Origin of the sequence: Pseudomonas sp. RGM 3321, assembly GCF_022836805.1 — a bacterium.
GTDB lineage: Bacteria > Pseudomonadota > Gammaproteobacteria > Pseudomonadales > Pseudomonadaceae > Aquipseudomonas.
The window spans coordinates 19,501-35,563 of the sequence record NZ_JALHBH010000094.1; the positions used below are offsets into that span (position 1 = coordinate 19,501).

At 55.6% G+C, this 16,063-nt stretch carries 11 protein-coding genes and 3 pseudogenes; 10 read left to right on the forward strand and 4 right to left on the reverse strand.

All coding sequences use genetic code 11. The annotated features are described in order from the left end of the window. Positions 1-9 precede the first annotated feature (9 nt). A complete protein-coding gene (locus RGM3321_RS05465; protein WP_244391907.1) occupies positions 10-1,497 on the reverse strand; it encodes a glycosyltransferase family 39 protein in 1,488 nt (495 codons plus the stop codon). Positions 1,498-1,824: 327 nt separating this feature from the next. On the opposite strand from RGM3321_RS05465, the gene RGM3321_RS05470 reads away from it, so the two are divergent. The 5 genes and pseudogenes from RGM3321_RS05470 to RGM3321_RS05490 all read left to right on the forward strand — a co-directional run. After that, the gene (locus tag RGM3321_RS05470) at positions 1,825-3,756 is read left to right on the forward strand and encodes an LTA synthase family protein (RefSeq protein WP_244391908.1); all 1,932 of its coding nucleotides are present in this window, start codon (positions 1,825-1,827) and stop codon (positions 3,754-3,756) included. A gap of 157 nt (positions 3,757-3,913) precedes the next feature. Continuing rightward, complete coding sequence (locus RGM3321_RS05475) at positions 3,914-4,678, forward strand: hypothetical protein (protein ID WP_244391909.1); 765 nt, start codon at positions 3,914-3,916, stop codon at positions 4,676-4,678. A 27-nt stretch (positions 4,679-4,705) separates the two neighbouring features. After that, positions 4,706-5,149, forward strand: a complete 444-nt coding sequence (locus tag RGM3321_RS05480) for a hypothetical protein (RefSeq protein WP_244391910.1) — start codon at positions 4,706-4,708, stop codon at positions 5,147-5,149. 102 nt (positions 5,150-5,251) lie between these two features. Then, positions 5,252-5,665, forward strand: a pseudogene (locus tag RGM3321_RS05485) (response regulator); the annotation flags it as partial. Continuing rightward, positions 5,666-6,892 (forward strand): annotated as a pseudogene (locus RGM3321_RS05490) (ATP-binding protein); the annotation flags it as partial. Positions 6,893-6,947: 55 nt separating this feature from the next. On the opposite strand, the gene RGM3321_RS05495 reads toward RGM3321_RS05490, so the two are convergent. Then, positions 6,948-7,622: a histidine phosphatase family protein gene (locus RGM3321_RS05495; RefSeq protein WP_244391911.1), complete on the reverse strand. Its 675-nt coding sequence runs from the start codon at positions 7,620-7,622 to the stop codon at positions 6,948-6,950. Positions 7,623-7,880: 258 nt separating this feature from the next. Here RGM3321_RS05495 and RGM3321_RS05500 point away from each other — a divergent pair, with 258 nt between their 5' ends. After that, positions 7,881-8,684, forward strand: coding sequence for a phosphatase PAP2 family protein (locus tag RGM3321_RS05500; RefSeq protein WP_244391912.1), 804 nt, complete (start codon positions 7,881-7,883; stop codon positions 8,682-8,684). On the opposite strand, the pseudogene RGM3321_RS05505 reads toward RGM3321_RS05500, so the two are convergent. Next, a pseudogene (locus RGM3321_RS05505) lies at positions 8,677-9,022 on the reverse strand (ATP-binding protein); the annotation flags it as partial. The gene RGM3321_RS05500 and the pseudogene RGM3321_RS05505 overlap by 8 nt on opposite strands. Positions 9,023-9,469: 447 nt before the next feature. Between RGM3321_RS05505 and RGM3321_RS05510 the strand changes: the two are divergent. The 4 genes from RGM3321_RS05510 (at position 9,470) to RGM3321_RS05525 (ending at position 14,608) form a co-directional block, all read left to right on the forward strand. After that, positions 9,470-10,009 (forward strand): sigma-70 family RNA polymerase sigma factor, encoded by a 540-nt coding sequence (locus RGM3321_RS05510; RefSeq protein ID WP_244391913.1) that lies wholly within the window; start codon positions 9,470-9,472, stop codon positions 10,007-10,009. A 2-nt stretch (positions 10,010-10,011) separates the two neighbouring features. Further along, a complete protein-coding gene (locus RGM3321_RS05515) occupies positions 10,012-10,992 on the forward strand; it encodes a FecR domain-containing protein (protein ID WP_244391914.1) in 981 nt (326 codons plus the stop codon). 63 nt (positions 10,993-11,055) lie between these two features. After that, a complete protein-coding gene (locus RGM3321_RS05520) occupies positions 11,056-13,524 on the forward strand; it encodes a TonB-dependent receptor (protein ID WP_244391915.1) in 2,469 nt (822 codons plus the stop codon). A 4-nt stretch (positions 13,525-13,528) separates the two neighbouring features. Further along, positions 13,529-14,608, forward strand: coding sequence for a hypothetical protein (locus tag RGM3321_RS05525; RefSeq protein ID WP_244391916.1), 1,080 nt, complete (start codon positions 13,529-13,531; stop codon positions 14,606-14,608). A gap of 257 nt (positions 14,609-14,865) precedes the next feature. Here RGM3321_RS05525 and RGM3321_RS05530 read toward each other — a convergent pair whose 3' ends face one another. Then, positions 14,866-15,885 (reverse strand): hypothetical protein, encoded by a 1,020-nt coding sequence (locus RGM3321_RS05530; protein ID WP_057402377.1) that lies wholly within the window; start codon positions 15,883-15,885, stop codon positions 14,866-14,868. Positions 15,886-16,063: the final 178 nt, after the last annotated feature.

A 16,063-nucleotide genomic window follows, 5' to 3' on the forward strand; every position in this document is an offset into this window, starting at 1 on the left:
CAGTGGCTGTCAGTGACTGACAGCCACTGCCAGCGGTGCCTGACTGACAAAATAGTAGATACGATCCCCGACCTTTACGCTGTCAACAATCCGCAGGGGTGGTTCGGGTGGCTGCATGCTTTCCATCACAGCGACATTGCCATCAGCGCTGGTAAGAAAACCAGTCAATTCAGCGTTGCTAGCGAGTGTTTTCAGCAGGCTCTGACTATAGAACACGCTGGCCCCCGCCAGCCGTTCGCTGGGCTGGAACAAGGCAACCTGGCGTCCCTGAACCTGCAAGGTATGGACTTTGTCGGTCAGCGGCAGAAATGACAACTGCCTGTCGGCTTGTGGCACGAGCCATAGGGCTGCACTTAGATAGCTCGCTACAACCAGCACAAAGCCCGCAGCCATGAGCGCCTTTCCATTCCTCACGATAGACGCCGCAAAAAATAGGCGTCCAGACCGAGCCTGCAATCGCTCACCCAGAACAAAAGCATATTCCGCAGCAATCACTGCCGCCGCAGGTGCCAGCGACATCAGATAAACCATGCGTTTACTGGAGGCCAGCGACAACAGCAGGAACTGCGCGCCCAACCACAGGGCGAAGAACAGCAGATAACGATTGGCCATTAACTGCTTTCGAAAATGCCACAGCCCCAGATAAACCAGAATATTCCACGGCAAGAATGCCTCAGGCAGTTTTGTCAGGTAGTAATAGGCAGGTTCGTAGTGCCCAGCCTCTTCGAACGAACCACTGAAACGTCCGACGCTGTTGGTCCACAGTACGTCCTTCAATGACTGCGTGCCACCCTGTCCGTACAGGAAACACAGCCACACGAGTAGCGGAATCAGGGCCACAAGGGTGAGCATTGCCGGGCGCAGCCAGTGAGCAATAACAATGCGTTTGTTCTGCAATGACTCGCAAACAAGCCAGGAGAAAATCACCACGCCCGGCATTGCCAGACCCAGCACGCCCTTGCTCAGGGTCGCCAGTGTGATACCCAGCGTGAACAGCAGCCAGGGCCCTGTCGAGAGCCCATGACTATGCAGGCGATTACTGGCATGGAAGAATGCCAGCAAGGCGGTGGTTACCCCCAACGCCAACAAGGCATCCTCGCCCACTTGCCGCGAATTGCTCCAGAAGCTGGCCTGGGTCGCCAGCATGAAAGCCGCCACCCAGGCCACGGATGCCGGCCGCCCAAAACGTCGCAGCATGCTGTAAAGCAGCAACACGCTGAGCAGGCCCGCGCAGGCAGAAGCAAGTCTTACCGCCCATGGGGCAGGACCGAATACTCGAATAGCCGCCGCATCCAGCCACACACTCATCGGCGGCTTTTCCAGAAAAGGCTGGCCGTTCAGTTTCGGCGTAATCCAATTGCCACTCAGGTGCATTTCCATGGCAATGCCAGCCACGCGTGGCTCCGTCGAATTTTGCAACTGGTGATTTCCCAGTGCGAGAAAAAACAGCAAGACACCCAGCAGCAGCAACAATGGCAAACGCACACGAGAAGTCATCAAGGGAGATACCGGTTTGACGAGAAAGAGGATACCGACAGGCAACAGGACGACAAATTATAAACAGTGAGTTGTTGAATAATTGTTGAACGGCTCTTAAACATTTTTTTCACGTCTGCACAACCAAATACTCACCCTTGTGTATAAATAATCGGCTAACACTCATTAATAGAGTATGCAGAATGCACTATTTTTCCGCGTGTGTTTATGATTACAGAAATTTGACAACGCAAAAAACTCTTCTAACTTTCATGCCGCATCCGTAGACGCTGATGCTCAACACTTCACCCTGAAACTTCAGATTTTTCCCGCCCAAGGAATTGACAAATGCGAATTTATTCAACAGCCCCAGCACGATTCTTGCTGCTGGCGACTGGTACATGGCTGATCATTTTCTTTCTGACACGCCTTTTTTTATTTTCGACTCATATGGATGAAGCAGGAACGCAGTTTTTCTCCACCTTCGCAACAGGACTTCTCTACGACCTTGCCTTTCTGAGCTACGCTGCCGTCCCCCTGGGCATTTACGTACTCCTCTGCCCGCCGGTGTTGTGGCGTGCCCGCGGGCACCGCTGGTTCCTTCAAGGGGTCATGACGATAAGTATATTCGTCATGCTGTTTGTGTCAGTCGCCGAATGGCTGTTCTGGGATGAGTTCGGGGTGAGGTTCAACTTTATCGCGGTGGACTACCTGGTCTATTCCGATGAAGTAGTTAATAACATTCTCGAATCCTACCCTGTTGGTAAACTGCTCGGCATTCTGGCGCTGGTTGCTATCGTCGTTAGTCTGCTGATCAGTCGAGCAGTAGCCGCAGCAGTGAAAGCGCCCCTGCCGTCCTATCGTGGTCGTCTTGCCGCCAGTGCATTATTGCTATTGTTCGCGGGTATCAGCCTGCAATGGGTCGATCAGGACACACCACGCGGTATGGGCGGCAATGCCTATCAGCGGGAACTCGCCAGTAACGGGCCTTATCAATTTTTTGCTGCGTTCCGCAACAATGAACTGGACTATCAACAGTTCTACGCCACCCTCCCCGATACTCAGGTCGCCGGTCAAATGCGCCACGAGCTTGCCGAGCCCAACAGCCAGCTCACTGCCAACGACCCTCTGGATATTCGACGGTCGATCAACAACCCAGGAACGCCACGCACACCTAACATCGTACTGGTCACCATCGAAAGTCTCAGTGCCAAATATCTGGGCAGCAATGGAGACACACGCAACCTGACGCCCAACCTCGATGCGCTACGCAAACAGGGTCTTTACTTCAACAACTTCTACGCCACAGGTACCCGCACCGACCGTGGTCTGGAGGCTATAACCCTTTCCATTCCGCCCACGCCAGGGCGCTCGGTGGTCAAGCGCGTGGGACGCGAAAGTGGTTTTGCCAGCCTGGGTCAGCAATTGGCCCATGTGGGCTATGACAGCGTTTTCGTTTATGGCGGGCGTGGTTACTTCGACAACATGAATGCTTTTTTCAGCGGCAACGGTTATCGCGTCGTCGATCAGAGCAGCGTCAAGGAAGAGGACATTCACTTCAAGAATGCCTGGGGCATGGCTGACGAAGACCTTTATCGTCAGGCACTGGACCTGGCGGATGCCGATTTTTCGGCAAAAAAACCGTTCCTGCTGCAACTCATGACGACGTCCAACCATCGCCCTTATACGTATCCCGAAGGACGTATCGACATCCCGTCGGGTAACGGCCGTGATGGCGCAGTGAAATATACCGATTACGCCATTGGCAAGTTCCTGGCGGACGCGCGCCAGAAACCATGGTTCGACAACACGATATTCGTCTTCGTCGCTGACCACACCGCGGGCAGCGCCGGAAAGGAAGACCTGCCTATCGATAACTATGCTATCCCGCTGTTCATCTACGCCCCCAAGCTGATCCAGCCGGCAGAAATATCCCGTCTGGCCAGTCAGATCGACCTGGCGCCCACCTTGCTGTGGTTGTTGAACATGGACTATCAATCGACGTTCTTCGGCCGCAACCTGTTTCTGGACACCTCGTTGCCGCCTCGCGTGGTAGTCGGCAATTACCAGCACCTGGGCCTGTTTGACGGCAGCAACCTTGCGATCCTCAGTCCTCGCCAAGGCCTGCGTCGTCACGACAATGCGCTTGGAGAAAGTGTCGAAAGCAAGGCGACCAGCGATGATCCATTGATCACTCGCGCCATCGCCTATTACCAGGTTGCCAGTTACGGGTTCAAACACAAGTTGCTCGGCTGGAAGCCTGAAAACGCCAAGCCATAGCCGCAACGCAACATTGCCACCTAATAGAGGGCAAGCCACGGTTTGCCCTTTATCCGCGTCGACCATCTTTGATGCGCCTCCCTCAGTCACTGCTAAGTTTCACTGCATACCTTCTCCCTTGCGCACATTGCAGTGTTACCACGGAGAAGCATCTCACATGAATCCGACAACAGCCGGTTGGCTGAACAAAGTTCCCGAGGTCACCCTTGCGTTCTGGGTGATCAAGATCCTGTCCACTACGGTGGGCGAAACGGTTGCTGACTTTCTGGCGGTCGATGCAGGTCTTGGTGCCGGAGTAACAACGCTGGGGATGACGGTGCTGTTGGCGATTGCACTGTCTGTCCAACTCAGGGCGCGAGCCTACACACCCTGGATCTATTGGCTGTGCGTGGTTCTGGTCAGTATCATCGGTACCCAGATAACCGATGTGCTTACCGACATGCTGGATGTCAGCCTGTACACCAGTACGATCGTTTTTTCGGTGCTTCTGGCTAGCAGCTTTTCTGGCTGGTATCGCGTCGAGCGCAGCCTGTCCATCCACGAAATTATTACCCCGCGTCGCGAACTGTTTTATTGGGCAACAGTGCTTTGCACCTTTGCTTTGGGGACCGCTGCGGGTGATCTGGCAACCGAAGCACTGGGCCTGGGTTTCACTCTGGGTGCCCTGATCTTTGCTGCACTGATTGCCGCCACCGTCGTTGCCTGGCGTGTGGGGGCAAATGCGGTCTTGACCTTCTGGACAGCCTACATCCTGACCAGACCGTTTGGTGCCTCTCTCGGCGACCTGCTGACGCAGGCCAAGACCTATGGCGGCCTGGGGATGGGAGCGACCTGGACCAGCGCCATTTTCCTCTGCGTCATCCTGATACTGGTGACTCTTGCACAGCTCAACGTCGGCCATCACAAGCCGGTCAGTCAATAACCTCTTCATTTACATACGGGAATAATCATGCGCTATTTTCAAAATGCAATTCGTCACGTGGCTATCGTTTCATCGATCTTTCTGCTCAGCGTCGCTGCGGGCTGCTCAAAGCCTGCCGATCAGCCAAAGCCGGCCTCAGGTGCTGTCATGTCGCAAAAGGACGACAGCCAGGCAGCGGCGTCTAAACTGGGCGACTTGTCGGCATTCCATAAAATAGCGATAGATGTTGCCGGGCTCGTCGAAAAAAACGATCTGCAAGGTGCCAAAGCCAGAATCAAGGACCTTGAGTCGGCATGGGATTCAGCGGAGGCAGGTATCAAGCCACGCGCAGCAAGCGACTGGCATTTACTGGACAAGGCAATCGACCGTGCGCTTTCTGCCTTGCGGGCCAACAATCCGGAGCAGAATACATGCAAGACCAGCATGGACGATTTGTTGAAAACCTTCGATACGTTACAGGGAAAAAAATAACCCTGGCTCACAAGGATTGAATTCTTCCTTTTGTAATTTTTCACCCGTGTTACGTCGGCTCAGGCCCTCCTTATGGAGGGCTTTCGCTATTGGAGAAAAGCAGTGCGGATATTGCTTGTCGAAGATGATCCCATGATCGGCGAAGCCATTCAGGGTGCTCTGGATGATGCAAGTTATGCGGCTGACTGGGTCAAGGACGGCCTCCTCGCCCTGACTGCGCTCGACGCTCAACACTACGACCTGGTACTGCTCGATCTCGGCCTGCCAGGCAAGGATGGTCAAGCAGTACTAGGCAGTATTCGCGCTCAGAGTAATGCTGTCCCCTTGTTGATAATCACTGCCCGCGACAGCCTGGATGATCGCCTGCGAGGGCTGGACGGTGGTGCGGATGATTACCTGCTCAAACCGTTCGACATGACCGAATTGCTGGCGCGTATACGTGCCGTCCTGCGCCGTAAGGGAGGCAGCGGCATGCCTCTGCTCGGCAATGGCGTGGTTACACTGGACCCCAGCTCAGTTGCAGTGCTGTTCGACCGCCAGCAGATGACGCTGCAATACTCTAACAATGCGGCTATCGAAGGTGACGACGAAGAGTCACGAGTGATCATCCAGCACCTGACCGATGGTGCCAAGGCCATTCACGATGATGACGCCAGCATACCTCTGGCATTACCGACGACGCTCCCGGACGGCTTCTTGACCCTTGATGTAGGCGGCGAGCCGTTCCGCGTACTGGTCAGGACGACCTCTCGAGGCGAGCGTATCGCGGTAGCGCAGGAAACCGGCATTCGTGATCGGGACGCCAGAGAAAGTGCCCAGCGCAGCCTGCTTCCTTTCCTTATTCTTTTCCCGGTGCTGTTGATCGTTGTAGGCGATCTGGTACGCAAACTGTTCCGCCCTATCGCCCTGTTGTAGGGTGAAATAGATCAGCGCGCGGATCAGGCACTGCACCCGGTAGACGAAAGGCGCGTGCCGCCAGAAATTCGTCCGTTTGTCGTGGCGATCAATCGGCTGCTGGACCGTGTCCGTCAGTCTGTAGAACTGCACAATCGCTTCGTCGCCGATGCCGCGCACGAGTTGCGCTCGCCCCTTACCGCTCTTTCCCTGCAGGCATAAAGACTGGCGCTCGCCGAGATGTCTGCCAACGCCCGCGAACGCCTGCAACCCTTGCGCCGTGGAATCCAGCGCGGGCGAAAGCTGATCGATCAAATGCTCGCCCTGGCAAGGGCTCAGTCCGATTCAAGCCCACCGCAGCAGCCGGTTTCGGTACACCATATTTACCGCCGTGTACTGGAAGACCTGCTCGCCCTGGCCGAAGACAGACAGATCGATATTGGCGTCGAAGGCGATCACGACGTATCCGTGTTCATGCACGAGCTGGATCTTTACACGCTGGTCAGAAACCTGGTCGATAACGCGATCCGCTATACCCCATACGGCGGCAGGGTCGATCTGTCGGTAGAAATCGAACAGGACAAGGCATGTCTTCTGATAAAGGACACGGGCCCAGGCATACCGGCAGAAGAGCGTGAGCGAGTATTTGACCCGTTCCATAGAGGCTTGGGCAGCGAGCAATTCGGCTCGGGTCTTGGATTGTCAATCGTGAAGGTGATAGTGGATCGCGCGGATGCCACTATCAGGCGCGCCTTCACAGATGAAGCCGGGGAAAACGGCTTGTGCGTCGCGGTACGGATGCCTCTGCAAAGGTCATATCGGCTGCTCTCTGGTGAGCATCACTTATAACGGATCGACCCATCCTGCGACGCCATACAGAATATCTACCTGCGTACCTGGCAACTCAGCGGCTTTTCTGCTGCGCCAGTTGCGTCCAGTCCTCCGGGTTTATAATCCCTCGTATAACGGGTTTACCCTGGCTGTCGAGCGAAATGAAAAGTGCACTGTCGTACTCGCTGGCGGCTGCATGAGGATACCCATGCAGATTTTCCAGTTGACCGATACAACCGCTGTGCGTCACCAGAATCAGATTTCGATTCAGAGACTTGTGCGCCACCACCTCATTCAGCATCGTCTCGTCACAGTTGTACAACCATTCCTGGGCCTCCACCGGATGGCCAAACATGGCTTGTGCGGTCTGGGCTGTGCGGGTCAAAGGGCTGGTTATTACATCGGTGTGTGCGAGCCCGAGTTCGCTGAACGACCGGCCGACATCTGTTGAAACGGAACTGCCGTAGCGAGTGATGCCGTCGTTTGCACCAAGGCACTCGTTGCTGGAGCGGTCGCAGCGTTCGCCGTGGCGAACCAGTACCATCACATCACCTTTCTTCCAGCTGGCATACAAACCGGACATGGCCAGATTCTCGCCCTGAACAAGCCGAACTGGCGAACGCGGCCGATAGGTGTAACCCGTCAACACGAGCAAAGAAATCACAATGGCGGCCGCCATCAGAACAACATTTACCCTGCCGCCCAGAAGCGAAGATGCCCTGAACGCGGATTTATCATACCGTTTCATCAAGTTGCCCCGTATGCCTGCCTGTTCAATGGACAACCGAACACGCTGGCTCTGTCCTTTAAGGCCGCCAGCTTGATCAAGGACGCGTCATTGTCAGGTCAATGACATGTGAAAAAAACGCCAAAGCTGAATGAAACGGTTTTCATGAAAGTCCTGCTAGGAATTGAACAGGCTGCTACGTATATTCTGCCTCGCAGAAGACTTGGGCACATCGACCTGAACTCTCAAGCCACGCAAATGACTACGGAATAAAAAAGAGTGCAAAGCGAAAAATCAAGATTCTATGCGTGGAACTTCGGCGTGCCGATTGCAATAGCGCTGCTGACCTTTGTCGTTTTTGATCTTACTTCGCTCGACGAAGCGATCAGCAACTGGCTTTACTACCCGCTTCAGGTATTTCCGTTTGAGCATGACCGCCTATTTGAAAATCTGACCCACCGCTGGCCCAGGATCATTCCCGACTGGACGGGAGAAGCCGCAGTGATCGGGCTATTGCTGTCCTTTATATGGCCACTGCTGAAACCCGGGCGCAATGACCGATTGATTGGCTTGCTGGAAACCGCTCGGGTAGCACCATTGTTACGCTTCACTGCTCGTCACCGTCGCGACCTGCTGTTTATCGTGGTCTCTTTCGCGGTGATCACCGGCATGATCCACTTTTTCAAAAGTCACACGAGCATTTACTGCCCTGTGGAAACCACTCTGTATGGCGGCACAATGGAGAAAAAGGAGTGGTTCGAAAACTTCAGCCTGTTCCATGAAGCAGGTGCGGGTCGTTGCTGGCCAGGAGGTCATGCTTCGGGTGGTTTTACCATGGTGGCACTGTATTTCGTTGCACGCCGTTACTGCTGGCGCCATGCCAAGGCAATCCTCTACGCATCGACCGTACTGGGTGCAATCTACGGCACCACGCGAGTTGTTCAGGGCTGGCATTTCATGTCCCACACATTCTGGGCTGGTGTGATCGTCTGGCTCAGCGCGCTGCTTACCGCGCTCGCTTTTTATGGCTGGCGGCAATTGGCGCAACCGCTTGAAACCAGAACGGATAAATCACTCAGTTGACTCTGACGGGCTCGTTGTCCGCATCCGGCGGTTGCAGTTCCACCCGAAAACTGCAACCGCCGGGCAGGTTGCTTGATGTCACCTGCCATCGCTGGTAGGCACAGATCCGATTAACCAGTGACAGCCCGACTCCCAGCCCTTCACCACGTTTGTTCCTCACTCCGTACGAAGGGTCGGAACAACGCATTCTGCTTGTCTTCGGAAATACCCGAGCCGCTGTCCTCCACAGAAAACCCAGTCTTGAACAGCGACAGCTTGATATACCCCGTATCGGTGTAATGCCAAGCATTACGCAGCAGATTCCCCATTACCGAATGCAACAGGGTCGCGTTGTGAGACGGTGCAGATCGTTTTCAGGATCAATGGTAATGAGCCTGGATTCAACGAAGTGCTCGGTCATGCAAATACCGATGCCAAACATGGCCGCCACAAATGCGCTCATCAGCGCAAACACCACCACAATGCGACGTCTCAGGTTGGTTTTTATATTCATGGCTTACCAAAACGATACGTTTGTGCATCACGCACGGGCGGTATATCGCGACGCTGGACACTTTACGCAACCGGTTCAAATCAACGATAGCTTGTGGGTATAGCACGCAGGATCAGAATCTGCGACAGCGCCCGCCCTCGTGCGGCGAGCGTATTGAGCGGCAACGCCAGAACACGCCAGCAAGACATACGTCAGTCAACAAGACAATTGGCACGCTTGTTCTGTGCTTTATCAATGAGATTGTTTATTGTATGCGTATGATTCTCTATAACTTCGGAACAATTGCTTTCTCATGACCTGCTCAAGCGCTCCTGATCAGACCCGCATCGACGACCTTTATGCACAGCACTCCGGCTGGCTACGTCAGTGGCTGACCCGGCGCTTTGGCAACTCGTTCAACACTGCCGACGTAGCGGACCTGACTCACGATACCTTCCTGCGCCTGTTGCTCAAGCCACGAGTATTCATGCTGCCCGGTGAAGCGCGGTCGTTCCTATGTACCGTTGCACGCGGCCTGTGCATCGATCAATGGCGCCGGGGGCAGATCGAGCAGGCATGGCTGACAGAGCTGGCAAACAGGCCCGAGAACCTGCACCCCTCCCCCGAGTACGTCGCCATTCTTCTCGAGACACTGCATGAAATCGACGCCATGCTGCGTGACTTGCCGCACAAGGCGCGAACCGCCTTTTTGCTGGCGCAACTGTCAGGCAACACTTACCGCGAGATTGCCGAACAGATTGGCACCAGCGAGCGCATGGTGAAAAAGTACATGGCACAGGTCATGTATCAGTGCATGGTGCGTGAACTGTCCGCACGTGCCGATGAGTTTTGACCATGAACAGTCCTCGCAGTGATCACTATGCCGTTCTGCACCAAGCTGCGGCATGGTATGCGCGTCTGGGTGCAGAGGATGCTGGCGATTCCGAGCGACGCAAGTGGCAGAATTGGCTGAGCCAGAACGAGGAACACCGCAAGGCCTGGGCATTGGTGGAGAAGATAGGTGGTCGCTTCGCCCAGTTTCAGGATCCGCTAGAAAGAAATGGCGCTTACAAGGTTCTACAGTCCACCAGCTCTTCATCGATGAGCCGTCGTCAGACCCTTCTTTCAATGGGCGTTCTCGCACTGGGTGGGGCATTGGGCTGGAAACTGCTGAGCAACGGTGAGAGCGGCTCGCTGTTTGCTTCGATTCGGGCCGATTTATCCACCTCAACGGGCGAAACGCGAGAGTTCACGCTGGCTGACGGCACCCGAATCTGGCTCAACACCGCCAGCGCATTGAACGTTACGGCCGCCCCTGATGTTCAAGCGTTGCAACTGCTGAAAGGCGAAGTGTTGATCGACGCTACCCGCTCGCGGAACAAGCGGACGCAGGTAAAAACCCTTCATGGAAAAGCGCAGGCATACAGCGCAGAATTCAGTGCACGGCTGCTGAATGATGACGCCACCTGCATCACGGTCTATTCAGGCGAGGTGTCGGTCATGGCAGCCGATCATCGCTGCGATGTACATGCAGGACAGCAGATAACCCTTTATGGGGATCGACTCGACAGCCCGCAACCCGCTCCTGCCTCTGGCCGCGCGTGGACCTCAGGCATTCTGGTCGCTGAAGGTATGCCGCTCCTGCAGTTCGTCAATGAACTGGCCCGCTACCGGCATGGCTACCTTGCTTGTGACGAGAAGATTGCTGGGCTGCGAGTGGTCGGCACCTTTTCCATCAAGGATACAGACAGGGCACTGGCTGCCCTCGCGTCGGTACTGCCCGTGGCGATCAAGCGCACGCTGCCCTGGTGGGTCACTGTCGAGGCGCGGGCATAATTGCGCGGTCCTGATTTTTTTTGCACGCGGTGGTTCCCCTTTTGCCCTGCTCGTCCGGTGTAGATGAAAGCCAATATTTTTCCTTTCATCAGCGTGGACGCCAGCACTATGCATTTCCATAAACGACGCCCGTTTTATCTCAGCCTGACGCCGCTGGCCATGATCATTCCATTGACGGTGGGCGGTGTAAGCGCATCGTGGGTCTCAACCGCCTCTGCCGCCGATGCAAGCGCATTGACTCACCGGTTCAGCATCGAGAAAGGCCCACTCACCGGGCAACTCGTCCGTTTTGCCCAGCAGGCAGGTATCGAGTTGGCCGGAAATGCGGCGTATACCGACGGCAAGGTCGGACCGGGCCTTGACGGCAACTACTCGGTCACTGAAGGACTGACCGCATTGCTCGCAGGCAGCGGCATCTTTGCCGCGCAGCAAAGCAACGGCAGCTACACGCTGGTTGCGTCAGAGTCGATGGAGTTGCGCGCGACACAGGTTGAAGCCAACTCCGATCGCAGTACCAGCTACCAGCCAACCGGTGCGAGTTCGATCCTGCACAGCGACAGGTCGACGCTGGAAGTGCCCCAGGTCGTGAACGTGGTTTCTGCACAAGTTCTGCGCGATCAGAAGCCGCGCAATCTGGACGATGCGCTGGCCAATACCAGTGGCATCACTCAGGGCAACACCCTGGCGGCAACCCAAGACACCTTGATGAAGCGTGGCTTTGGCGGCAATCGCGACGGTTCGATCATGCACAACGGAATGCCCATCGTTCAGGGACGTGGCCTGAACGCTACTGCTGACAGCGTGGAAGTGCTCAAAGGTCCGGCATCGCTGCTTTACGGCATCATGGACCCAGGTGGCGTAGTCAACGTCGTCAGTAAACGCCCGCAGCTGGAGAGCTACAACGCAATCAGTGGTCGCGCCTCCGCCTATGCGCATGGCCGCGACGGTAGCGGTGGCAGCTTTGACAGCACCGGCGGGCTGGGCGAGAGCAGTCTGGCTTATCGCATGGTGGTGGATTATGAAGACGAGGATTACTGGCGTAACTTCGGCACCCATCGAGAATCGCTGGTCGCGCCATCGCTTGCCTGGTACGGCGACACGACACAAGTGGTGCTTTCATATGAGCACAGGGAATTTCTTTACCCTTTCGACCGCGGCACGGCACTGGACCCGCGCACCAATCACCCGCTGGATATTCCCAGAACCCGGCGCCTGGACGAACCGTTCAATGAAATGGAAGGTCGCTCGGACCTCACGCAACTGAGCGTCGACCATCAGTTCAACGACAACTGGAAATCTCATTTCGGTTACAGCTGGAACCGTGAAACCTACGATGCCAACCAACTGCGGATCAATGCCATCAATGCCGCCACGGGCGCAGTGACGCGTAGTAACGATGCAACCCATGGTGCTGTGAGCACCGACAGTTTCGCAATTGCCGACCTGGAAGGCACCTTTCAGATCGCAGGCTTCCAGAATGACTTGCAGGTCGGCGTCGATGATGAGAAGCGCAAAATCTTCCGCTCGGACCTGCTGCGTCAAACGGCGCGGTCCAGCTTCAATTATCTGAACCCTGTCTATGGCCGGGAGTCGCCGTCCAGCACGGTATCGGCCAGCGACAGTGACCAGACCGATAAACTGCGCGCCACCTCGTTATTTGCTCAGGACTCGTTCCACCTCAACGAGCAGTGGATTCTGGTGGCCGGTGCGCGCTACCAAACCTACGATCAAATAGCCGGACGCGGTCGCCCCTTTGTGGCAAACACCAATATCAATGGGCAGAAATGGCTGCCGCGCGGTGGCGTCGTCTATAAATACAACGATGTGTTGTCGTTCTACGGCAGCTACACGCAATCACTGAAACCCAGCTCAACCATTGCGCCGTTAAGCAGTGGCGTGGTCATTGACTCTGCCGTGCTGCCTGAGCAAGCCAGGTCCTACGAACTGGGTGCCAAACTGGACATTCCGGGACGCATTACGGCTACCGCAGCGGTCTTCGATATTCGCAAGAAAAACATTCTGGTCTCCCAGTTCAACGATGCGACCAAGCTCACCGACTGGCGGACATCCGGAGAAGCCCGCTCGCGAGGCATAGAACTGGACGTGGCTGGAGAATTGACCGATCGCTGGAGCGTGATCAGCAGCTTTGCACTACTGGATGCGAAGATCACCAAGGACCCGCTCTACAAGGGCAACGAGTTGTGGAACGTGGCGCGGCGCACAGCGGCAGTGTCTGCGGTATACGACTGGGGCAGCATCATCGGCGGCGGTGACCGCTTGCGCACCGGCGCTGGCGCACATTACGTCGGAGAGCGCCCGGGAGACTCTGCCAACTCATTCGAACTGCCCGCCTACACCGTGGCGGATGCCTTCGCGTCTTACGATACAAAAGTCGATGAGCACAAGCTCAACATCCAGTTCAACGTGAAGAACCTGTTTGACCGCACGTATTACACCTCCAGCGCCAACCGGTATTTCGTGTCCGTTGGTGATACGCGGCAATTCATTCTTTCCACCACTCTGGAGTTTTAAGCCGATGATGTCGTTGATCAGGTGGCTCAAAGTGGCGGGATTACAGATTTTTGCCACTGTGTTCACGCTGCTGGCACCTCTTTCGGTTCAGGCGGATGACTCGCTGCTGTACACCATCCGCGCAGCAACCGTGCTGCCAGGCGCTGGCCACAGTTGGGGGTTCGCGGCATTGCAACCGGCACAGTCTCATTTGTACATCGCACGCCGCGAGAACGGTTTATCCGTGTTCGACGTCGAACGGCAGGTTCTGATCAAGACCCTGGACAACTCGACCGGTGCCAATGCCGTTGCCTTTGCACCCGAGTACAATCGCGCCTATGTCGCCAACATGGACGGCACATTAGGCATCGTCGCGCTGGACCGCATGGCCGTGCAAAACCGGCTCAAACTGGACTCAGGCAACCTGAACAATGTCATCTACGATGCCGGGCATCAGCGCGTGATCGTAACCAGCGGCCGTCGCGGCGACCACTCCACACTGTATTTCATCGACGCACGTACCGACGCACCCGTGGGTTCCCGGCAGGTTCCGGCACAGAAACTCGACGCGCCGATCGTCCTCAGCGACGGCACGCTGATAGTGCCGATGCGTGACGAGAATCAAGTGGCCGTTCTTTCAGGTCAGCTACTGGAGAAACATCAGTACTGGACGTTCGAGGGCTGCAACAAACCCAGCGCGGTCACCGCTGATGAATCGCGACAACGTCTGTTCATTGCCTGTCGTGGCGCGAGCCCTCAGTTAATTATTGCCGACTTGATGACCGGCAAACGCCTCGCAGCATTGCCCACCACTCGCGCCGTCAACAGCATGGCTTATGATCGTCAACACGACCGTCTGCTGATACCCAGTGGCCCGGATGCGAGCCTGACCGTGGTTGAACATGACCCGGATGGGCAGTATCGGACCAAAGGAAGTGTCAGCACCCGTTTGTGGGCGCACAACATGACGTTTGATTCTGCACGCTCACAAGCATACTTGCTCAGTGCCGAATTCACCCAGCCTGAGCCCACTGCCGAACAGCCAAAGCCCGACCCGATATTCCATCCGGACACCTTCACAGTAACAACCCTCAAAACCCAGTGAATATAGACTTGGCAACATCAATGGCATAGGTGCCACCGTTGAGATTGAATATATATCCCGCAGCACGCTCTTTGAAAGTTGCCCTATTACGCAAGCTGTAGAGCCGCACGATGATAAGGTAAAAGAGTGAGGGATGGATTTTACCAACGTGTTGTCGAAGCGGATCGGCACCGACACGATATCGAATGGCTGAAACGAAAACGGGGAGCGATCAACGCTCCCCGTCTGGTACTTCAGTTCAGTCTTGTTGCGTTGGTTCAGATCGCAGCGACAACTTTGGCTGGCGGCTGAGTACGACGACCCAGTACACCGGCGCCCGCTGCTACCAGACCCGAGATCACCAGAGTGATCAGCAGAATCCAGGCACCTTGCGAAACGCGTTTGGCGGTCACTTCAGCCGCTTCACGGGCTTTCTGTTCTGCCTGAGCTTTCAGTTCCTGATACTTGGCATAAGCCTGGCGATAGCTGGCTTGAGCCTGATCGACAATCTGATTGGCTTCGGCATCAGTCTTGTTGCCACGCGCCTTGATCAGATTAACCAGCGCCTGACGATCGGCAGCATCCCACGCCTGGTCGCCTTTGGCTTTGATGCGGTCCATCAGACCACCCAATTGCTCATCGGCTTGCTGAGGATTTTGTGCACTCTGCTTGGCAGTATTCTGGGCATCTTCCTGGGTTGCCTGAGCTTCCTGCTTGACGTTGTCAGGGTTCAGCTCGGCTTTGCCGGTCTGGCGCATGGCTGTTTCAATTTCACCCTGGATATCGTCCAGATTGAAATCAATACCCTGAGCGCGCAACTGATCCTGAATCTTGCCGCCGACGGCCGGCGCTACCTGAGCGATACCGCTGCCCAGTGCCGACATACCGCTGCCTGCCAGATTAAGGCCACCGCGCACGACGCCTGTTACGGCACTGGACACCAGATAGACAGTGATCAGCGATACGCTCGCCCATACCAGAAGACCATGAAAAGCGCCTTCACGCTGAGCCAGACGCCCAGCCGCCCAACCACCGACGAACAGCGAGATTACCGAGCTGACAACAACCCAGATACCCGCACCTGTGCCAATTCCGGACAACGGGTTGGCTTCCTGCATTGGGTCTATACTGGCACTTCCAATGGCCGTTCCCAACAGGTTCAGCAAAAGCGAAACAACCATGGCCAATACAACACCGGCCAGAATAGCGCTCCAGGAAATTCGTTTAAGCAGAGGAGCCATGGCATGCGTGTCTTGATACACAGGGGAGCCTGGAGCGATGCGGTCGTCGCGAATCATAATAATAGTCCTTTGAGTCATTGGCAGTGAACGCTGAAATGTGTGGCGTACACTTTAATGACCCAGACGACGCTCAAGAAGTTTAAAACTTTTATAGACTTTTTTTCACGGCTGCAGAGTCACATAAAAACGTTACGAGTAGTGATCTCTATCAATGGAACGGAAAGAGACGGCTACG

What these genes read in the sequence shown, in the direction of transcription:
- RGM3321_RS05465 (WP_244391907.1), bottom strand. Translation starts at nt 1,497, where the DNA reads ATGACTTCTCGTGTGCGTTTGCCATTGTTGCTGCTGCTGGGTGTCTTG.
- RGM3321_RS05470 (WP_244391908.1), top strand. Translation starts at nt 1,825, where the DNA reads ATGCGAATTTATTCAACAGCCCCAGCACGATTCTTGCTGCTGGCGACT.
- RGM3321_RS05475 (WP_244391909.1), top strand. Translation starts at nt 3,914, where the DNA reads ATGAATCCGACAACAGCCGGTTGGCTGAACAAAGTTCCCGAGGTCACC.
- RGM3321_RS05480 (WP_244391910.1), top strand. Translation starts at nt 4,706, where the DNA reads ATGCGCTATTTTCAAAATGCAATTCGTCACGTGGCTATCGTTTCATCG.
- RGM3321_RS05495 (WP_244391911.1), bottom strand. Translation starts at nt 7,622, where the DNA reads ATGAAACGGTATGATAAATCCGCGTTCAGGGCATCTTCGCTTCTGGGC.
- RGM3321_RS05510 (WP_244391913.1), top strand. Translation starts at nt 9,470, where the DNA reads ATGACCTGCTCAAGCGCTCCTGATCAGACCCGCATCGACGACCTTTAT.
- RGM3321_RS05515 (WP_244391914.1), top strand. Translation starts at nt 10,012, where the DNA reads ATGAACAGTCCTCGCAGTGATCACTATGCCGTTCTGCACCAAGCTGCG.
- RGM3321_RS05520 (WP_244391915.1), top strand. Translation starts at nt 11,056, where the DNA reads ATGAAAGCCAATATTTTTCCTTTCATCAGCGTGGACGCCAGCACTATG.
- RGM3321_RS05525 (WP_244391916.1), top strand. Translation starts at nt 13,529, where the DNA reads ATGATGTCGTTGATCAGGTGGCTCAAAGTGGCGGGATTACAGATTTTT.
- RGM3321_RS05530 (WP_057402377.1), bottom strand. Translation starts at nt 15,885, where the DNA reads ATGATTCGCGACGACCGCATCGCTCCAGGCTCCCCTGTGTATCAAGAC.